At 40.1% G+C, this 19,957-nt stretch carries 21 protein-coding genes; 13 read left to right on the top strand and 8 right to left on the bottom strand.

Features of this window, described 5'->3' with window-relative positions; genetic code table 11:
• Both MTN96_RS01320 and MTN96_RS01315 read right to left on the bottom strand, forming a co-directional pair.
• A complete protein-coding gene (locus MTN96_RS01320) occupies positions 1-1,098 on the bottom strand; it encodes a histidine kinase (RefSeq protein WP_248530544.1) in 1,098 nt (365 codons plus the stop codon).
• Complete coding sequence (locus MTN96_RS01315; RefSeq protein WP_024033282.1) at positions 1,095-1,265, bottom strand: hypothetical protein; 171 nt, start codon at positions 1,263-1,265, stop codon at positions 1,095-1,097. Before MTN96_RS01315 ends, MTN96_RS01320 begins: the two co-directional genes overlap by 4 nt.
• A gap of 158 nt (positions 1,266-1,423) precedes the next feature.
• Here MTN96_RS01315 and MTN96_RS01310 point away from each other — a divergent pair, with 158 nt between their 5' ends.
• The 4 genes from MTN96_RS01310 (at position 1,424) to queG (ending at position 5,817) form a co-directional block, all read left to right on the top strand.
• Positions 1,424-2,290: a DMT family transporter gene (locus MTN96_RS01310; RefSeq protein ID WP_024033283.1), complete on the top strand. Its 867-nt coding sequence runs from the start codon at positions 1,424-1,426 to the stop codon at positions 2,288-2,290.
• On the top strand, positions 2,287-2,988 hold the full coding sequence (locus MTN96_RS01305; protein ID WP_248530543.1) for a glycerophosphodiester phosphodiesterase family protein: 702 nt from the start codon (positions 2,287-2,289) through the stop codon (positions 2,986-2,988). Before MTN96_RS01310 ends, MTN96_RS01305 begins: the two co-directional genes overlap by 4 nt.
• A 360-nt stretch (positions 2,989-3,348) precedes the next feature.
• Positions 3,349-4,566 carry a methyl-accepting chemotaxis protein gene (locus MTN96_RS01300; protein WP_248530656.1) on the top strand — a complete coding sequence of 406 codons (1,218 nt, stop codon included), beginning with the start codon at positions 3,349-3,351 and terminating at the stop codon, positions 4,564-4,566.
• 117 nt (positions 4,567-4,683) lie between these two features.
• Positions 4,684-5,817 (top strand): tRNA epoxyqueuosine(34) reductase QueG, encoded by a 1,134-nt coding sequence (queG, locus tag MTN96_RS01295; RefSeq protein WP_248530542.1) that lies wholly within the window; start codon positions 4,684-4,686, stop codon positions 5,815-5,817.
• Positions 5,818-5,849: 32 nt separating this feature from the next.
• On the opposite strand, the gene MTN96_RS01290 is transcribed toward queG, so the two are convergent.
• The 3 genes from MTN96_RS01290 to MTN96_RS01280 form a co-directional block, all read right to left on the bottom strand.
• The gene (locus MTN96_RS01290) at positions 5,850-6,977 is read right to left on the bottom strand and encodes a PleD family two-component system response regulator (RefSeq protein ID WP_248530541.1); all 1,128 of its coding nucleotides are present in this window, start codon (positions 6,975-6,977) and stop codon (positions 5,850-5,852) included.
• A gap of 49 nt (positions 6,978-7,026) precedes the next feature.
• Positions 7,027-9,018, bottom strand: a complete 1,992-nt coding sequence (locus MTN96_RS01285) for an ATP-binding protein (protein WP_248530540.1) — start codon at positions 9,016-9,018, stop codon at positions 7,027-7,029.
• A 110-nt stretch (positions 9,019-9,128) separates the two neighbouring features.
• Positions 9,129-9,620, bottom strand: coding sequence for a GNAT family N-acetyltransferase (locus MTN96_RS01280; protein WP_248451253.1), 492 nt, complete (start codon positions 9,618-9,620; stop codon positions 9,129-9,131).
• 82 nt (positions 9,621-9,702) lie between these two features.
• Between MTN96_RS01280 and MTN96_RS01275 the strand changes: the two genes are divergently transcribed.
• The 6 genes from MTN96_RS01275 (at position 9,703) to MTN96_RS01250 (ending at position 15,194) form a co-directional block, all read left to right on the top strand.
• A complete protein-coding gene (locus tag MTN96_RS01275; RefSeq protein ID WP_004589433.1) occupies positions 9,703-10,275 on the top strand; it encodes a glutathione peroxidase in 573 nt (190 codons plus the stop codon).
• A gap of 79 nt (positions 10,276-10,354) precedes the next feature.
• Positions 10,355-10,636 carry a peptidylprolyl isomerase gene (locus MTN96_RS01270; protein WP_004589432.1) on the top strand — a complete coding sequence of 94 codons (282 nt, stop codon included), beginning with the start codon at positions 10,355-10,357 and terminating at the stop codon, positions 10,634-10,636.
• A 55-nt stretch (positions 10,637-10,691) separates the two neighbouring features.
• The gene (locus MTN96_RS01265) at positions 10,692-11,270 is read left to right on the top strand and encodes a glutathione S-transferase family protein (RefSeq protein WP_054982326.1); all 579 of its coding nucleotides are present in this window, start codon (positions 10,692-10,694) and stop codon (positions 11,268-11,270) included.
• 17 nt (positions 11,271-11,287) lie between these two features.
• The gene (locus MTN96_RS01260) at positions 11,288-11,638 is read left to right on the top strand and encodes a DUF2750 domain-containing protein (protein ID WP_004589430.1); all 351 of its coding nucleotides are present in this window, start codon (positions 11,288-11,290) and stop codon (positions 11,636-11,638) included.
• A gap of 153 nt (positions 11,639-11,791) precedes the next feature.
• Positions 11,792-12,472: a hypothetical protein gene (locus MTN96_RS01255; protein ID WP_248530539.1), complete on the top strand. Its 681-nt coding sequence runs from the start codon at positions 11,792-11,794 to the stop codon at positions 12,470-12,472.
• Positions 12,473-12,620: 148 nt separating this feature from the next.
• Positions 12,621-15,194 carry a M1 family metallopeptidase gene (locus tag MTN96_RS01250; protein WP_248530538.1) on the top strand — a complete coding sequence of 858 codons (2,574 nt, stop codon included), beginning with the start codon at positions 12,621-12,623 and terminating at the stop codon, positions 15,192-15,194.
• Between the two features lie 65 nt (positions 15,195-15,259).
• Here MTN96_RS01250 and MTN96_RS01245 read toward each other — a convergent pair whose 3' ends face one another.
• Together MTN96_RS01245 and MTN96_RS01240 are read right to left on the bottom strand one after the other, a co-directional pair.
• The gene (locus tag MTN96_RS01245) at positions 15,260-15,625 is read right to left on the bottom strand and encodes a hypothetical protein (RefSeq protein ID WP_004589427.1); all 366 of its coding nucleotides are present in this window, start codon (positions 15,623-15,625) and stop codon (positions 15,260-15,262) included.
• A gap of 63 nt (positions 15,626-15,688) precedes the next feature.
• The gene (locus MTN96_RS01240; protein ID WP_248530537.1) at positions 15,689-16,561 is read right to left on the bottom strand and encodes a hypothetical protein; all 873 of its coding nucleotides are present in this window, start codon (positions 16,559-16,561) and stop codon (positions 15,689-15,691) included.
• Positions 16,562-16,677: 116 nt separating this feature from the next.
• Between MTN96_RS01240 and MTN96_RS01235 the strand changes: the two genes are divergently transcribed.
• From MTN96_RS01235 to yjjG, 3 genes are all read left to right on the top strand, one after another.
• Positions 16,678-17,577 carry a phosphoribulokinase gene (locus tag MTN96_RS01235; protein ID WP_004589425.1) on the top strand — a complete coding sequence of 300 codons (900 nt, stop codon included), beginning with the start codon at positions 16,678-16,680 and terminating at the stop codon, positions 17,575-17,577.
• A 63-nt stretch (positions 17,578-17,640) separates the two neighbouring features.
• Complete coding sequence (yjjX, locus tag MTN96_RS01230; protein WP_248530536.1) at positions 17,641-18,183, top strand: inosine/xanthosine triphosphatase; 543 nt, start codon at positions 17,641-17,643, stop codon at positions 18,181-18,183.
• Positions 18,183-18,857, top strand: a complete 675-nt coding sequence (gene yjjG / locus MTN96_RS01225) for a pyrimidine 5'-nucleotidase (RefSeq protein WP_248530535.1) — start codon at positions 18,183-18,185, stop codon at positions 18,855-18,857. Before yjjX ends, yjjG begins: the two co-directional genes overlap by 1 nt.
• Before the next feature lie 129 nt (positions 18,858-18,986).
• Here the strand turns inward: yjjG and lpxC are convergent, their stop codons facing one another.
• Complete coding sequence (gene lpxC / locus MTN96_RS01220; RefSeq protein WP_004589422.1) at positions 18,987-19,898, bottom strand: UDP-3-O-acyl-N-acetylglucosamine deacetylase; 912 nt, start codon at positions 19,896-19,898, stop codon at positions 18,987-18,989.
• Between the last annotated feature and the right edge of the window lie 59 nt (positions 19,899-19,957).

Here is a 19,957-nt window from a genome sequence, read left to right as displayed (position 1 = left end):
TTAATCCTTAGCTGAAATTGGCAGCATTACGTTTAAAGTAAACTTATCGCCACAGGTAAACGCGGCATGGCCATTAAGTTGCTCTGCACGCTCTTTAATACCATTTAAACCGTTACCTGCGTTTAACGTGCTGCAAGGGGCGTTATCAACCACACTTATATGCAGCTGATGCTGTGTTTGCTCTATATTTATTTCGGCGTTTTTATTACTGCTATGGCGCAATAAATTAGTGACTGCTTCTTTAATTATAAGCCCTGCGATCCCTTCTACTTTAGGAGGCAAGGTATTTAATACAACATTAAAGTTAACGTTAAAGTCTTGCTCTATTAGCCTTTGCTTAAGCTGGGCTATTTGGCTTATTAAATTAAGTTGTTTTAAATCGCTTACGGCGTTTCTTACATCGCTAAGTAACTGCCTTGCTAGATCTGCTACTTGTGCTATTTCGTTATTGGCTTGTTCGTAGCGCTCTCCTTGATTTAGCTTATTAGCAAGCTCAGCTTTTAAAGCAATAGATGATAGTGAGTGGCCTAAAATATCGTGTAGGTCGCGCGCTATTCGTTCGCGCTCAGCAATGGCGGCCAATTGCTCTAATTGGTTAGCGCTTTCTTGTTCGCGCTTTTTATGCAGGCGCTCTTTTTGGGTTGCAATGCCAAAAGCCAGCAGCGCTCCTGATATTAATAAAGTGCCGGCTAAAAAGTATTTTATGTTTGCTATATCTGCCAAATAGGCGCTTAACGCAACCGTAAATATAAGGCTCAAAACGGCATATAATCTGCTTTTTTTAGCGTATGACTCACCAGCTATAAACGCGATAAAACCAAATAATGTAGAGGTCCCGGTGGTATAAAATGTGGCGCTAAAACACACCACTAACATAATAACAAACAGCGTTGTTATACGCTTTGTTTCACAGTGCATGGCTTTTATGTAAAGCAAAATAAATACAATATAAAACGCCACGCTCATTACAATGGTATTGACTGGCAAGTTAGATAGATTAAATAGAGTCGGAAGCAAATAAAACCCAGTAAAAATTAAAGGTGCGTATTCCCAAAACTTTTTATTACTGGGCTTTGAAAGCGTGTTTGTTGTACTCATGCCAGTGCCCCTAGTTCATTGTTATTGCTTATAACATTATTTTTATTAATAAATATAAATAACACAAAAATACTAATGAGTATAAAGTAATCATTTATTGAAACACTAAAGCTAAGTGATTCTAAAAACTCGCTAATAGCGAGACTTATTAAAATTAACGTATTCATAGCCACCTCCCATTAAGATAAGTTAACTATGCCAAAGCCAAAAAATAATAAGAGTGTGAAATGTCATTAACTTTGCTGACATTTGTCATGTTTTAAAAATTTCATCCTGTAAGTTCGCACCCAGTGATAAGATAATAAAAAAAGGAGTTCTCATTTAAATGCAGCCACAACAGCAAAGCCTGATTTACTTACATATTGCCGTGTTACTTTTTGGGGGCACCGCCCTTTTTGCAAAGTTAATAGGGTTAAATGCAATTGATATTACGGTGTACCGTACCGCTATTGCTGGCATGGCAATTTTGGCTATGCTGTATTTTCAAAAAAAACAAATTAAGTTAAACAAACCAAAAGATTACCTCATTGCGTTATTTTTAGGTGTGGCAGTAGGCATGCATTGGGTTACTTACTTTGCAGGTATGCAAATGGCGGGCGTAACTGTGGGTATGCTGGCTTTTTTTAGCTACCCAGTAATGACGGTATTTTTAGAGCCCTTGTTTAATAAAAGCAGGCCCCAAGCAAAAGATATTATAAGCGCAGCTGTGGTTGTATTAGGTATATATTTACTCGTACCCAGCGCAAATTTAGGCGACGATGTAACCTTAGGGGTTATTATGGGTGTGGTTTCGGCTTTGTTTTTTTCGATTAGAAATATTACCCATAAGCGTTTTTTTAGCCAGTATGGCGGCCCACAAACCATGTTTTATCAAACCTTAGTGGCAAGTGTTATGCTCTGCGCATTTATTAAGGTCCCTGTGTATGAGGTGAGTAACCACGACCTTATTTTAATTGCTGTGGCGGGTATTATTTTTACCGCTACACCGCACTCGCTGTTTGCAGCGAGTTTAAAGCACTTATCGGCAGCTACTGCGGGGTTAATTTCGTGCTTGCAGCCGCTTTACGGCACTTTGTTGGCTATTGTTATTATTCATGAGCGTCCAACGCTACTAACACTTATTGGCGGTGCACTTATAGTCAGTGCAGCCTGTTTTGAAACGTGGTCTATTACTCAAAAGGCTAGAAAATGAAAATATTTGCGCACCGAGGGGCAAGCGGCAATTACCCAGAAAACACTAAAAGCGCTATTTTAGAAGCGTTAAATGTAGGGGTAGATGGCATTGAAGTTGATATTCAAAGTGCGCTTGATGACTATATGCTCATACACGACTCGTGGCTAGATAGAACCACCAGCGGGCACGGTAAAGTAAGCGACTTTACGGCGCAGCAACTTAGTCTGTTGGATGCCGGTAACGGCGAGCAAATCCCCACTCTACAGCAATTACTTGATTGGAATAACAATAAAACATTACTCAATATAGAGCTTAAACATACCTTTGAGCTTGAAAAGTTTGCTACTATTTTAAACAACAATATTGCTAAAGGCGTTATTACTAAAGGTAATATTTTAGTGTCGTCGTTTGATCACCATCAAATTCATTGGCTTAAAAATAGGTTACCGTGGTTACACATTGGCGCGTTAACCTCATCAATTCCGTTAAATTATGCACAGTTTGCTCAACAGTTAAATGCGTATAGTGTTCATGTAGACAAAAGCTTTGTAAATAAAGCTTTTGTAGATGATGCCACAGCACGAGGCCTGCAAGTTTATGCCTACACCGTAGATAGGCCAGAAGACATGGATTTTATGCTAAAAATTGGGGTGCATGGTATTTTTACTAATTACCCCGCTCGCTCTAAAAAATATTTAGCAAACATTATTACTTGAGTTAACGGTAACTTAGTCGATAATCTAGCTAGGGCGTGATGATCTTTGCGGATTGAAATTTGTTCAATCTAGGGGCGATTAAATCGCGGCGCGAGGCTTGTAACCTAGTGGGCTAAGTATAAACCGAGTAAAGCTTCCGCGTCCTGCTCACGCCCCTTACCTACATCCATGTAGGCAACAAAGAGTTTATCGCCCTTAGGCAGAACCCAAAGGGCAGCGCATGTTTGGCATTTATGCAGCGTTATCGCCTATTTATGGGGAATAACCACACTTCATAGGCTCTGCCTTGCCTAAAAGCCAAACATACTGCTGCAAATTCAACCATCAAAGGTCAACACGCCCTAGATGGTTAAGCAAAAAATGAGTGGTGTAATGCAATTTTATAATTATATTGAGCGAACATTTTTTTATACGCTTACGCGTAAAATAGTGGGTAATTTAAGCTTTGTTTTTTTGTTTCAGGCCATTACCTTATTTTGGTTATATCAAAGCTTAAGCGAGCAGCACAGCACTAGCGCATTTTGGTTGTTAACCTTGGTTATTGTAGCGGGCTTTGCCTTTACTATTTTTTATATGCGCTATTTAATAGTGCGCCCTGTAAAAGCTATGTGCGACACTTTAGTAAACATAAACCAGCAAGAGGCTAATTTAGCCGCCAACTTACCGCAATTTTCTTTTGACGAATTTAAAGAACTAAGTACGCAATATAACTTATTTACTAACCACTTAAGTGATTTACTAAGTACAACTCACGCCAGCGCTAAAGCCAGTGAGCAAAGTAATGTTGATGTAAATACCGCTATGCAAAATACGCAGCAGTTAAGTGAGCAGCAAACTCAGCTAAGCCACAATATTATTAATGCGAGTAACCAAATAGTGCAAAGCTTAGAGGGCATAGTGAGCAATACCGACAGCGTGCATAGCGTTAACAGCGAGCACTTAGACTTTGTTAAGCTTTCGTCGCAAGAGCTTGCAAGCTTAGTCGATAAGGTGTCGCTTATTGGTACCTTGCTGCAAAGATTTTCTAAAACGGTGTCTGGCCTTAAAGAAAACAGCGAAAACATTCGCAGCATTTTAAAAATGGTTGAGGAGTTTTCGGATCAAACTAATTTACTGGCACTAAACGCTGCCATTGAAGCGGCACGCGCTGGTGAAGCTGGCAGAGGATTTGCTGTTGTTGCTGATGAAGTACGTACATTATCGGTAAAAGTAAGTGGTGCAACCCGACAAATAAGCGACTTTATTAACCAAATGAATGAGCTGGTTAACGAAACCAATCAAGAAAGTGAGCAGTTAATTAGCCACTCAAGTACCGCACAAAGCGCCATTTGTAATACCTCTGAAGGGTTTAAAACAATGCTAGGTGAGTTTGAACAAAACCAACAGCAGCTACAGCAAATAGCGGATGCGGTGCATACGCTAGAGCAAGCGCAGCAGCACACTCACCAATCGGTAGAGCAAATTGTTACCTTAGGCGAGCAAGCTAAAAGCGCTATTGATCATGCGCTAAGTAATAGCCAGCAATCACATGCACTTAGCCAACAAACGCAACAGCAATTAAAGCGCTTTGTGCAATAAGCGACTACAAAACAAAAGCCGAGCGCTATATTGCATTAATATTTTAACTGGCAACATTCAACAGCGCTTTATAAATATGGTAAATTACGCAGCTAATTATTTAAGTGTGTAATGTGTGTGAGTAACTCAACCCCTAACTATCAACAGCTAGCCAAAAATATTAAAGCCTGGGGCCAAGAGCTCGGCTTTAGTGAGGTGGGTATTACCGATATAGACCTATCTAAACACGAAGCACAATTACAGCGCTGGTTAGATGCGGGCTACCATGGCTCTATGGATTATATGGCAGCCCATGGCATGAAGCGCGCTCGCCCTGCTGAACTAGTCCCTGGCACCCAGCGGGTTATTTCGGTAAAAATGAACTACCTGCCCCCTGATGCTAGTTTTGCCAAAACACTAAAAAACATCGAAAAAGCCTACATTAGCCGCTACGCATTAGGGCGTGACTATCACAAATTAATGCGCAACCGACTAAAAAAACTGGGCCAAAAAATAGAGCAAGAAATTGGCGATTACGGTTTTAGGCCATTTGTAGACTCTGCGCCTGTGCTTGAGCGCCAGCTTGCTGAAAAAGCGGGATTGGGCTGGCGAGGTAAACACTCTTTATTAATAAACCAAGAAGCTGGGTCGTGGTTTTTTTTAGGTGAGCTTTTTGTTGATTTACCCCTGCCAATAGATAATGAAAACACGTTTGAAGGCTGCGGGAAATGCGTTGCTTGCATTACGCTTTGCCCAACAGGCGCAATTGTAGAGCCGTATGTGGTAGATGCACGCAAATGTATTTCGTACTTAACCATTGAGCACCAAGGCCCTATACCTGAGCAATACCGTGCATTATTAGGGAACCGAGTTTATGGCTGCGACGATTGCCAATTGGTTTGCCCATGGAACCGTTATGGTCAAATTACCGATGAGCAAGACTTCCATCCCCGTACGCAATTAAAAAACAAAGACTTACTTGAGCTATTTGCCTGGGACGAACCTACATTTTTAAAAAATACCGAAGGCAGCCCAATTCGCCGTATTGGACACGAGCGTTGGTTGCGTAATTTAGCGGTGGGTTTAGGCAATGCCGATTTTAGCCCTAGCATTATTAACGCTTTAGAAAGCAAACATGAGTCTAGCTCGCAGCTAGTAAAAGAGCATATAGAGTGGGCGCTTGAGCAACAAAATAATAAACAACGAGAACAACTTCGTAAAACACAGCGCCTAATTAGAATTGTCGAAAAAGGCTTACCTCGTGATGCGTAAATCACTCAGGTGAGCCTTATTGTGTGAGAGATTTATTTTTTAAGTAACAAAGATAAATCTTGTTCAATTTCAGCAAAGGCGGCTTTAACTTGTTTAACCGACTCTTCTCTGGCAATTGAGTTTTGAATAGTTTCGTCCACTTTTTTATAAATAAACACCTCTTGGTCTTCATCTAACCCCATTGTGGGTATGCGCACTTCAAGGTCTTCTTGTAATTGCTTGAATACTTTTTCGTTACTTTCGCGGTTTTCGTTTAGTAACCCAATTAAGCCATGAAACTTACTATGCACTGTGCTGGCTACATCATTTAGCTTTTGCTGCTGCGACTCAAGCATTTGCTTGGTCATAATTGCACGTAACTGCTGCTCAGTCACACTGACAATAAAGCAAACGTGGTCACGAATACGCCCGTGTTTATCTGGGTCGTGATCTAGAATATTCAGAATTAACAAGCTTATCATCTCGTAGTTAACTAATATTCGGTGAGAAAACTCATGTAAGCGACCTTTGTTTTTAAGCATATCAAACAGCTCAATCACAATCGGCGAACACACTCCATTAAGGGCAAAGTGCTCTATTGTATCGCCATGTCTAAATTCAACATTACTTTGTAGGTCAAACGTTTGTAAGCAGTCTATTAAGGCTTTACCTAAATCTTGCGGATTATTAATAAAACCAATGTTTTCAATGTAATTAACTATTTGCCCCATTTCGCTACTGTTTGCCATAGCGTTAAATGCCGTAGATGTTGCATCTTCTACTTGTTTTTCAAGGCTTTGTTTTTCTATTAATACTTGGTTTAAGTTTTTAAGTTTTGATTTAAGCTCATCATGCCCAAACGGTTTTACAATGTAATCCTCAGCACCGACTGAGTAACCTTCCATACGCTCTTCAACCGTTCCTCTAGCGGAAACAAACATAACAATTATATGCGCGGTATTCGGATTCGCCTTTAATGCTTTACACACTTCGTAGCCATTCATTTGCGGCATACTTACATCAAGTAAAATAACTTGGGGCATGTAGCCTTCAACCATGGCTAAACACTCAGGGCCGCTTGTGGCAACTTGTAATTCGAAATCAAGATCTTCTAAAATTTCTTCAATAATTTCAAGGTTGAAAGGTTCATCATCTACAGCAAGAATTTTAGTTAAGGCCATATTTTCATCATCCAATTAAATATCATTTAAACATTACTTACACATATAATTAGCTATCTTGCACTGCTAGCTTATCATCGGCTAAATGCTCATCTAAATCTATTTCTAGGGGTACCTGAATCCTAATTGTTGCACCACCATCGCTATTATTACTTGCCGTAATTTCGCCTTGATGAAGTGCTACAAACTCTCTACAAAGCGCAAGCCCTAAACCAGTACCACCAGCGCCACTGTTCGTTTTGCTGCTTTGTACAAATTTAGTAAACACGTGCTCTAATTCATCCTCAGGTATACCTATTCCATTGTCTATTACATCAATAATGGCGCTGCTTTGATCAGCCATTAAGTTCACTTCAATACGACTTTTAGGTTCGCTAAATTTAAGTGCATTACCTAAAACATTGCGCAATAGCTGATTAATTTGCTCTTCATCACACTGCACAACCACTGGCCCGGGTTTTGAAAAAACAATTTCAATTTCTTTTTCCATAGCCGTACCAGAAACATCATCAATACTGGTTTTTATAATGCTTTCTATATTGTATGGACGTGGGTTAAATGGAAATTTCCCTACATCCAATTTAGATAAATCAAGTAAGTTGTTTAATAACGACAGTAAACGCTCGCCGCTGCTTTCAATACGAGATAAATATTTTAAGAGTTTATCTTTAGCAAAATCGCCCGCTTCTAACTTACTCAAACCAAATCGTGAAAAGCTTAATATAGAGTGCATAGGGGTGCGTAACTCGTGCGACATGTTAGCCAAAAATTCCGATTTGCTTAAATTGGCAGCTTCGGCCACATTTTTAGCGTGCTCTAGCTGCGAAGTACGAGCACGCACTTGCTCCTCAAGTAGGTCTTTGGCTTCAAGGAGTAATTCTTCTTTTTGTTTTAAGTGAGTTACATTTTTAAATATAACCGCCAACGCAATTTCGCCATGATGGTCTATTTCGTTAAACGAACCAACCAGCGGAATATACCCGCCGTCTGTTTTTTGCAAACGTAGGTCACTACTAAATTGGCGGTTACGATTGAGTGTGCTGATTTTATTTTTTATTTCAGCACTTGATTCCTCATCTAAAAATTCAAATACAGAAAAGCCCGCGAGTTTGTCAAAGGGTAGCTTAAACAGCCTTAAGCAGGCATCGTTTGCTTCTATTACTTTGCCGCTGCGCTCAAATAACATAATGGCGTCAGGCGTATTTTTATAAATAACTTGTAGTAGGCTGTCTTTTTCGATTAATGCATCAACGGTATCTTGTAAACGCTCAACTAGCTCAGCGTTACGGCGTTTTAAAAGCTCTGTTTGCCACAATTTATGTACCGATTGCAGCAGTACGCTATCGGTTAGAGGCTTTATTAAAACATCTTCAACCCCTTTACGAATTGCCTCAATCATTGAAACTTGCTCAGGGCGTGCGGTAAACAATAAGCATCGGCAATCTGGCTGAGACATTTTAATAGCAGAAAAAATATTTAAACCGGTGCCATCTTCAAAGCTAAAATCGCTAATTAAAATATCTATACTGTTTTCATTAGCCACTGCCACCGCTTCGGTTGCGCTGGTTGCGGTTAGCGTTTTGATATGCGCCCCGACTAAATTACTTTTCATTTTTTCAAGGCGCTCAGGCATATGATCAACAAGTAAAATAGTGGGAAGTTTTAAAACGTGGCTAGAGCCAAGCTCTAAGAGGTTTTCGAGTAATGAGGTAATTTCTTTATTTGAAAAAAACGGATAAATAACCGTTGCATCTGGGACTAGCTTATTAAGCTCGCTAAAGGCGCTAAGTTGCTCACCGCTTTCGGCTTTAGGGGCAAGTAATACACAGCGGTCTTGTGAGATTTTTTGAGCTATCGACTTTACTACTTCACACGGCACTCCGTAAGCACCAATTACCAAGTCATACTGGCTGGTGTTAGAGTATAAATCAATCATAGAGTAATGAACGAGCTCAGCCTCACAACCTATTAATTCTAGTAAAACTTTCACTCTCATTGCGATAACACTGCTGCTATCTACAATTAAAATTTTTCGACTCATTAAGCCACACTATCGTAAACACTTTATATGTTAATAGCGTAGCCTATAATTTCTTAGTTGGTATAGGTTGTTAGACTTAATTTTGATTTTTTTACCGATAAGCTCCACAACTATTTTGGTAGATGCTTACCGAATATTGTTAAACTGTAGCGCGTGTTATCCATTACCGCTATATTAGGCAACTCACCCCATACGCTAAAACCAAAGTGCTTGAATAGCTTAATACTTGGTAAGTTGTGGCTAAATATAAAACCAAGCAACACATCAATTCCTAGCTGTTTAGCCTCTATTTGGGCAAACTCCATCAGCTTTTTGCCAAGTCCTTTACCTTGCGCCGCTTTGGTAATATAAATGCTCATTTCGACGGTGCCATCGTATGCGGGGCGCCCATAAAACGATTTATAACTTAGCCAGGCAAGTACTTGGTCATTTTCGCAATAAACATAAATAGGTCGTTTATCGGTGTGGCTATTAAACCACTCACGTTTGCTCTGTACCGATACTTCTTCGGTATCGGCGGTCACCATACGCGAGGCGATCGTTTCGTTGTATATTGCGACAATGGCAGGTAAATCTTCTATAGTGGCTAAACGTGTAGTCATAACAGCTTAATATTGTTGATCACTTTTGTGCATATTAGCGTAAGATAGACTAGTCAAACAATTATAAATTTAGGCGTTGAGTATGTTAAAAAAAACGATACTAGGGCTCAGTATTTTTATTACGAGCTTAGCTGCCCAAGCAAATGACACGTTACCCAGCAAACAACAGCAGCAACAATGTGAAGACTTTACAAATGTAGAGATACGTAAGCTGCGCTCAAAAGAATCCTTAAACTTATGCCAATTTAAAAACCGCCCTTTGCTCATTGTAAATACGGCTAGCAATTGTGGTTTTACATCTCAATTTGAGGGCCTTGAAAAAGTACACCAACAATACAAAGATAAAGGTTTAGTGGTATTAGGTTTTCCATCTGATGATTTTTTTCAAGAAGAAAACGATGAAAAAGACATAGCAAAAGTGTGTTTTATTAATTACGGCGTTACTTTTACTATGTTTACTACCAGCGAAGTTCGCGGCAGTGATGCAAATCCAATATTTAAACACTTAAACGCACAAACCAGCTCACCTAACTGGAACTTTTATAAATATTTAGTTTCAGCTGATCGCAAAACAATTAAACGCTTTAACAGTAAAGTAGCTCCTAATTCAAAAGAATTAATTGATGCAATTGAAAATACGCTACTCATCAATTAAGTTTATACTGGTACTGCGAGTTAAAACTAACTAGACTGGCTTTAATGGTTAAATACACCAACTTTAAACAGGAGATTTTATGGCAGTGGCAAGTGCAAGGCACATTTTAGTAGACAGCGAAGCAGAGTGCTTAGATTTAAAAGCTAAGATTGAACAAGGCGAAGACTTTGCAGAGCTTGCAAAAACATATTCAAACTGTCCTTCTGGTCAAGACGGCGGAGCACTTGGCGAGTTTGGCCCAGGTATGATGGTACCTGAGTTTGATAAAGTTGTATTTTCAGCGCCAATTAATCAAGTACAAGGCCCTGTACAAACACAGTTTGGCTATCACTTACTAGAAGTGACAAGCCGCTCAGAATAACGTTGACTTATCGCAACACAAAAAGCCGCTTATGCGGCTTTTTTTAGGAGCAATTATGAAACTTATAGGATCTAACCCTTCTCCATTTGCGCGCAGAGTAAGAATGTGGGCAGCACAAAACAATGTTGACTTAGCGCTAGTAAACCTAGATATTTTTTCTGAGCAAGACCGCCCTACCTTAGCCAGTAACAACCCAGGAAGAAAAATACCGGTTTTAATTGATGGTGATTTAACGCTAAGCGATTCAACCATTATTTTACGTTACCTTATCGCCAAGGCTGGTAAAACACCACTAAGCTGGTCGCAAGAGCACCTACTTAATATTATTAACGCCTGTAACGACTCGTTAGTAGAATTAGCACTTAGCAGACGCTCAGGGTTTGATACTAACGACGATAAATTATTTTTTAATCTGCAAAACGAACGAATTGCTGAAACATTAAGCTATTTAAATAGTCATTTAAACGATGATGAATTTAAAGGCTGTGAATGCCTTAACATCAGTTTATACTGCCTACTTGATTGGATTTGCTTTCGTGAATTAACAGACTTTAGCCAACACGCTGCTTTAGTCAGTTTTTATAACGACTATGGCACGCGTCAAGCTGCAGTAAGCACCGATCCCAGACTCTAAACAAATAAGGTAAACACATGAGCGATATTGAAATTGAATCACAACTAGTTAGCTTTGTAGAAAAAGTACGTTTAAGCGAGCAAGTGTGGGCGTTAGGTGGCGACGACGGCGGCTTTGTAGTGTGCGAATCTAACCAGTTTGCCGAAACGGATGTACTGCTTTTATGGGAAAGCGAAGACGCAGCAAAAGCCCAGTGTAAAGAAGAGTGGCAAGAATTTACGCCTGTAGAAATTAATTTAGATGAATTTTTAGATGAGTGGGTAGAAGATTTAAACGAAGACAGCGCATTAGTTGGTTTAAATTGGAATGACGACCAAGTGTGTGTAGAAATAGAGCCTGTTGGCTTAGCACGCGCACTTAGCGAATAACTGCCACTATAAATTAAATAGTGAATACAACACCTGCTTTTTAAGTGGGTGTTTTTGTTTTGTAGCTAAAAACATAAATACTAGAATCGATACTCGCATGTTTATCTGTTTTAAGTATAAAATATAACATGTCATTAATTTCAAGGGATTACGTTGAAAACCCATCTTGGCCGCCGCCCTTTTTCAGCAATGGAACTGCATACGCTTTATAACGGCTATATTTATAGCGATTTTAAAGTAGCAAGAGAGCAAGCAAAGCATTGGCATTTTTGGTTGCCTTTAATTGCCTATTACAGTGGCGCATATAGCGATGAAATTGGCTGCTTAACGCTTGACGATCTTGAGCTTAAAAATGGCATTTTATGTTTTAATTTTCATACTAATGGAAAAATAAAAGCGCGCTTGGTTCCGGTGCATCAAGCCTTAGTTGATGCAGGGCTTAACGACTTTATTGCCTTTGTTAAAGCACATAATCACACACGTTTGTTGTTTGATTTACCGGCTAAGTCTGGCCGTTACAGTGAAAAAGTACGCATTTGGTTTACTGGTGAAGGAGAACGTGCGGGTTATTTGCAAAAATGTGCCATTCCCACTGTTGATCAACTTGGTATGAAAACCGCCATAAGTAGCCTGCGACTAAATTTTGAACAACAAGTACGTATTTACGCATTACAGGCTAATTCAAAAGATGCCTTTAATTATTTAATGGGGTTTAACGAATACCCCAATGATAAATTTGACGATACCGCCTTACTAAACAACGTAATACAGCAAATTCGCACCATTAACCCACAGCTGCATTGGCAGCGCTTTAAGCAGCGCCAGAGCCACTGACACTATTTGTTACTATTTTAAATCCAAGCAGCCACTTTATTAAATTACTCTCATAAAAAAAACTGCTAGGATATCTAAATCTCAATTTTTAAGGGCATAGAAATGCCTGTTTGAGTCAGTTTCTAACAACAACAATCTAGGGATCACTATGTTTTTAAAAAGCCTATTAACAGTAAGTGTTGCTTTAGCAATGACTACTGCCAACGCTAACGAGTTCGTTATCGAAAAGCTTGCTAAACCAAGTTCACAAAAGGTGTCGTTAACACTCGACCCAAGCCAAGACACCTTTACAGGGATGACAGAAATAGCCCTAGAAGTGTTAAAACCCACTCATTACATTGAACTTAACGGCGTGGCTTACGCTGTTAAAATGGCGCAGTTACTAGGCGATAAAAACTGCGACTTAAATAACGAAATGCTAAAAACAGAAAAAGTAAAATTTAGCTGTGATGAGCAAATTCAACCGGGTAAGTACACCCTAAAAATAGACTTTTCGGCGCCGTATAATCGCCAAAGTGTGGGCTTATACAAAACAATTGATCAAGGTACACCTTATTTATTTACTCAGTTTGAAATGAATGATGCACGCCGTGCATTTCCGGTATTTGATGAACCAAGTTATAAAATACCGTTTCAGTTGACGATTACAGCGCCAACGTCTCAAAAGGTTTATGCCAATACGCCAGAGCTTAAAACCACAGTTAACGGCGAGATGACAACGCATTACTTTGATAAAACGCCACCTATTCCTTCTTATTTAGTGGCTATGGCCGTGGGCCCTTTTGAAGAGCTTGAAATAAAAGACATGCCAATTCCAGGGCGTGTTATTACCCCGCAGGGTAAAATTCATTTAGCTGATTACGCAAAAGAGAACATGCCAAAAGTACTTGCTGCACTTGAGGCGTATTTTGGTATTCCTTATATTTATAAAAAGCTCGACTCGGTAGCAGTACCCGAGTTTCCTTTTGGCGCAATGGAAAACTCAGGCCTAGTAACCTACCGCGAAGATATATTACTGGTTGATTTAGCAGCTGCTACACGCAGTAAAAAACAGCGTAATGTGTCGATTATTGCTCACGAGCTTGCTCATCAATGGTACGGTAACTTAGTGACCATGAAGTGGTGGAACGACTTATGGTTAAACGAAGCATTTGCCAGCTGGATGGCGGCAAAGATTACTAAGCAGCTTAATCCAGAATTTGAATCTCACCTTGATTTACCACAAAACAACGTAATGGCATTAGATGCTCGATTAAGCACTAAGCCGATTCGTAAACCGATTAAAACCGAAGCCGATATTATGGATGGTTTAGGGCTTGCCTACAGTAAAGGCAGCGCTGTACTGGCTATGGTTGAAAACTGGATTGGTGAAGAGGCATTCCAAAAAGGGATTCAAAGTTACTTAAAAAAATTCTCGTATAAAAACGCCGAAGCAGCCGATTTATGGGAAGCGCTAGGTAAAGCTTCTAATAAAGATGTTGCGAGTGTTTTAAAATCATTTATTGAACAGTCTTCTTTTCCGCTTGTAGATGTAAAACAAGACGGTAAAAAAATTACTATATCGCAAAGTCGCTTTGCTAATGCTGGTGTAGATGCACCCGCACAGCTTTGGAATGTCCCTGTTGGGATAAAATATGGCGCTGGTGATAAAGTAAAAACTGCGAGTATTTTACTTAATAAGCAAAGCCAAACCTTAACACTTGATTTTGAGCCACAGTGGATTTATCCCGATGAAGGGGCGCTAGGTTATTACCGCTGGGTAATGGACGATGCGCAGTTTGATTCACTTATAAAACATGCTCCGCAAGCACTTAATGATCGTGAGCGTTTAGCGCTGCTCTCTGCCACTGATGCACTACTTGATGCGGGTGTAATATCGGCGGCTAAGTTAATGCAAACCTTAGAAGTATTTGTGAGCGATGATCACCCTCGTGTTGCAAATACAGCGCTGGGCTATTTGGTATCGCAAAAAAATACCTTTAAAGATGAAAGCAACGAAGCGTTATGGCCTGAGTTTATTCGCAGTGCAGTAATGCCTGCAGCTAAAAAATACTCACTTGAAGCACAAGCTGGCGAAGACGGTGCAGTATCGCAACTACGTGCGGGTGTTGTGTCCTTGCTTGGTTTTGATGGCGAAGATCAACGTGTGATCAGCAAAGCAAAAGAGCAAACGCAAGTGTACTTAAACGATCCGCAAAAAGTGGATCCGTATTTAGCAGCTACCTACTTAAAACTTGCCGCCTATAATGGGGATAAAGCCTTACTTGATCAATTTATGGCAACCTTTAAAACCACTAAAGATCCACAAGTACGCACAAACATGCTGGCTGCAATGGGCTTTATGGGTAAAGCGCAGTTACAAAAGCAAGTATTAGCGTACACCCTAACCGACGAAGTAACCGCATCTGATATGCGCACCATTTTAGCGGGTCAAAGTTATAGCGAGTCACGCCAAGCACTATTTATTGAGTGGATATACAACAATTACGACAAGGTAACACAAAGCTTACCGCCGTTTTTTGTGCCTAACTTACCGTACTTTACAACCGCGCGTTGTGATGAACAAAGTTTAGCAACCACGCAAGCATTCTTTAAAGATAAAATTGAAGAAACACCGGGCTACGCGCGTACGCTAAGCAAGCTTGAAGAAAGTACCCATGACTGTATTGCGCTTAAAGAGCGTGAACTGGCATCAGTTAATGACTTTTTAAAAAGCAAGTAAGCTTAATTAAAAGTAAATATGCATAATTAAAAAAGCCGCTGAGTTACTCACTCAGCGGCTTTTATTTACCCATTAATAATCTGTGTTAGCTTGGCAATAAAGTCTTTTGCTGCTTGCTCTGAGTTAATTTTAAAGGCCACACCATAGTGAATCGGCTGCGCACTTTTGTGAATACGTGTAGGAAAGCGTGTCATCTCACTACTATGAAAATAACCTTGTACTCGTGTTACCTCATCAATTGTTGCAAAATCATCGCTAAAAACCTCAAAGGCTGGGCGAATAATTATTTTGCCTTTACCCGCTTCGCTGTGGGTATAAATTGCTTCTTTAGAATTTGCTAACATGTACTCAGCAATGTTTTTAATTTTAAAGTTGCTTCTGCACTTTAACTGAATGAGCTGCTCTGTTAACTCATCTGCACTATAAGCCACGTGGTGATCCCTTTAATGTTTAATTGTGCATTACATTAGCCTATACGCGCAGCAAAGTCCGAATTATTTTACATCGCATACAAAGGCAAGTTTGTCGTTTTTATAACTCATTCGCGTTATGTTTGTCTCGCAATATGGGCTTAAGTTAAGCCATTGAGAAACCTCATCGGTGCCACTTAAATTACGCATATATACACGGTTTTTAACCGCATAAGCCACTGTATTAGCATCTTTTAAAATAAAATCTTGTACTTGCTCTGGCAATCTAAGTAAATCTTCTACCTGTTTAGATTGCGGGTTAAAGCTTGCTAAAATATGCTGATCATTTTTTGTGTAGCTAAATAAAAATGTTGCGGTTTTACTGTTATAAATAAGCGTACGCCCTATGTTACTTGCTACCACCTCGCCTTTTGCCGCAGCAACCGAAGTATATTGCAATGTATGTGGCTCACCTAAAATAAACATCACTAAGTCGCTTTGAGCGCCCCATGCGTGGTAACCAACAGGTTCAATCCAATCAAAAATACGGCTCGGTGCTTGCTCAGTATCGAGTGGGTATTGCCACAACTTTTGTTTGCTATCTTGCTCTACCACAATGGCCGATAAACTTTGTTTTGAGGGCATAACAGTGGGCGAATATTCGCTCACTGGCGTATTTGTTATGTTGCTTACTTGCTTGGTTGCTAAATCATAATAGGCAATATCGGTTTGACTTTGCTCGCTTGAAATAACTTCATGGGTGAAATAAATACCCTTGTTTGTTAAATAAGGTTGGTTGTTATAGCTATTTTTGTCGCTCACTATACTCACTTGGATACCGTAGGGTGTATTTAAATCAGCAAGTAATATTTGGCTTTTAGGCATGCTAGCCTGCGCTGTAGCAAGGCTTAGCGCCGCTAAAGAGACTAGCCCAAGCCATGGTTTAATAAGTTTCATGCTTTCTCTCGTTTTATTTTTAAGCACCTCATGATAACGTTATTTGCCGATGGCGTCACTTGACCTAAGTCAGTCAACTCTTTATAACTAACTTGGTCCTAAAAAAGAGAAAATACATGTCAGCTAAACATCCTATCATTGCTATTACAGGTTCGTCGGGTGCGGGAACTACCACTACCACCAATGCAATTAAACATATTTTTCGTAGCCTCAACATTGATGCGGCTTTTATCGAAGGAGATAGCTTTCATCGTTACACGCGCCCAGAAATGGATAAAAAAGTACGCGAAGCACAACAAGAAGGTAAACACATAAGTTACTTTGGCCGTGAAGCCAATGACTTTGGCGCATTAGAAACCTTATTTGGTACCTACGGCGAAACAGGCCAAGGCAAATTGCGCCGATACTTACATACCTTTGATGAAGCTGTACCTTATAATCAATTACCGGGGACCTTTACCCCTTGGCAAGATCTTGAAACAAACACTGATTTAATGTTTTACGAAGGCTTGCACGGTGGCGTGGTTGATCAAGATCATGATGTAGCTAAGCACGTGGATCTACTTATAGGCATGGTGCCTATTATTAACCTTGAATGGATCCAAAAATTGATCCGCGATACGCAAGACCGCGGCCACTCTCGCGAAAAAGTAATGGACTCAATTGTACGCAGTATGGATGACTACATTAATCACATTACACCACAGTTTTCGCGCACCCATATTAACTTTCAACGTGTGCCAACGGTTGATACGTCAAACCCGTTTAGCGCAAAAGATATTCCTTCGCTAGATGAAAGCTTTGTGGTTATTCGCTTTAGAGGAATTGATGACGTTGATTTTCCGTATTATTTACAGATGATTGAAGGCAGCTTTATGTCGCGTATAAATACCCTTGTGGTGCCAGGCGGTAAAATGGGTTTAGCAATGGAGCTGGTGCTTACCCCGCTTATTAAAGACATTATTGTTAAAAAGCGTGCTCTTGAAAACCTAGCCCCTTTAGATATACCCATTTAGCCCCTCTTTTATGATTTACACTTCTGACGTACACTGCTGCTTTTGCTAACAGTGAGGGAAAACGTGTCGCACTCATTAAAAATTATTGTGGGCTCTAAAAACCCAGTAAAAATTAACGCTGCAAAACATATTTTTGCAATGTACTTTCCTAGTTATGAAATTGATTGCCAAGGCGTTGATGCTCCCTCAAATGTTCCCGATCAACCAATTGGCGAGGAACAAACCCTTATAGGCGCACAAAACCGAGTTACTTACTGTAAAAACATGTACCAAGCAGATTACTACTGTGCAATGGAAGGCGGTGCAGAGCTATTTAGCTATGGTGCTGCGACCTTTGCCTATGTTGTTATTAATAATGGCTCTGAGCAAGCGATAGGACGCAGCAGTAACCTGCCGTTACCACAAGTGTTATATAACGCGCTGCTAAACGGAGAAGAGCTTGGCGATGTGATGGATAAAGCATTTAACACCCATAATGTTAAGCAAAAAGGCGGCGCGATAGGACTTCTCACAAACAATCATGCCACTCGTCAAAGCACCTACACCCAAGCGCTTACCTTAGCTATGGCTCCTTTTTTACACCCTAGCCTTTATCAGGAAAATTAATGAAATACAGTTATGTACTGTTTGATGCAGACGAAACACTATTCAGGTTTGATATTTTAGCGGGAATGACCCGCATGTTTAAAGCGTACAATATTGAGTTTACTCAAGCTGATTACATCCATTACCAAAAAACTAATAAGCAGCTGTGGATAGATTATCAAAATGGAAAAATTAGCGCCGATTACTTACAAGTAACCCGCTTTAACGAGTGGGCTGTAAAATTAGGGGTACCCGCTAAAGAGCTAAACGATGCATTTTTAGACGCTATGGCACAAATTTGTGAACCACTCCCTGGCGCAATCGATTTACTAAATGCACTAAAACCGCATGCACAATTGGGTATTATTACTAATGGCTTTGCACGTTTGCAGACCGTGCGCTTAGAACACACTGGTTTAAAAGATATGTTTGAGTGGCTGGTTATTTCGGAACTGGTAGGCATTGCTAAGCCTAACAAGGCTATTTTTGAGCACACATTTGAGCTTATGGGTAACCCAGACAAAAGCAAAATATTAATGGTGGGCGACACTGCCTCTAGCGATATCTTAGGAGGCAATAATGCAGGTATTGATACCTGTTGGCTACAGCACCCTGGCGAGCAGTTACCAGCAGGCATAATCCCAACCTACACCATAACTGAACTGGCACAGTTACCAGCAATTTTAGCGCTTTAAGCTGCGCGTTAATTATTAAAAATTAATAGTAATTAGCTGCAACTCGCTAATTTAAGGCAAAAAAAATGACGCTATTAAGCGTCATTTTTTATAACTGTTTGTGAGCGTGTATTTTTAAAAAATACTAAATTAGGCCGTCGCTAATTCAAGGCCGGGTGCAGGCATCGTAACAGGCGTTTCAAATGTTGCCCACTCCCATGCTGACTCTGTTGCCATAATTTTGCGAAGTAACTTATTATTTAAATCGTGACCCGATTTATAAGCCGTTACCTTACCTAGTAGGTTATGACCTGTCATAAACATGTCGCCCACACAGTCTAATATTTTGTGTTTTACAAATTCATCGCTGTAGCGCAAACCATTTGGGTTTAGTACTTTAAAGTCATCAAGTACTACTGCGCTGTCCATGCTGCCACCAAGTGCTAGGTTATTAGCATGCATGTATTCAATGTCTTTCATAAAGCCAAAGGTACGTGCACGGCTAATTTCTTCAGTAAAGCTTTGCGCAGTAATATCTAAACCAATGCGCTGGCGGCTTTCATTAATGGCCGGATGATCAAAGGCAATTTCAAAGTCGATATGAAAACCATCATATGGTTCTACTTCGGCCCATTTATCACCTTCTTCAATACGTACTTTTTCTTTTATACGAATAAAGCGTTTCGCAACATTTTGCTCTTCAATGCCGCCTTTTTGTAACAAATAAATGAACGGTAATGCACTACCATCCATAATCGGCACTTCTGAGCTGTCTAATTCAACAATTAAATTATCGATACCCATTGCAGCAACCGCTGCAATTAGGTGCTCAGTCGTTGATAAGCGAACGCCATCTTTGTTAATTAAACAGGTACACAGCTGCGTATCACCAACGGCTTCAGGTGTTGTTTCAAAATCAACAACCGGATCAAGGTCGACACGACGAAATACAATCCCGGTATTTGCGCTCGCAGGTCGGAGAGTTATTGTGACCTTCTCACCTTTATGAAGTCCAATTCCTATGGCTTTGACTACTTGTGCAATCGTACGCTGTTTAATCATAGGTTCGCTCACTTTTAAATCAGTTACAGTTAGACGGCGGAGTTTAACATAAATCCTTT

The organism is Pseudoalteromonas sp. 2CM28B (genome assembly GCF_023161935.1).
Note: the sequence above shows the minus strand (reverse complement) of the source record. Positions and strands in the feature narration are given on the sequence as shown.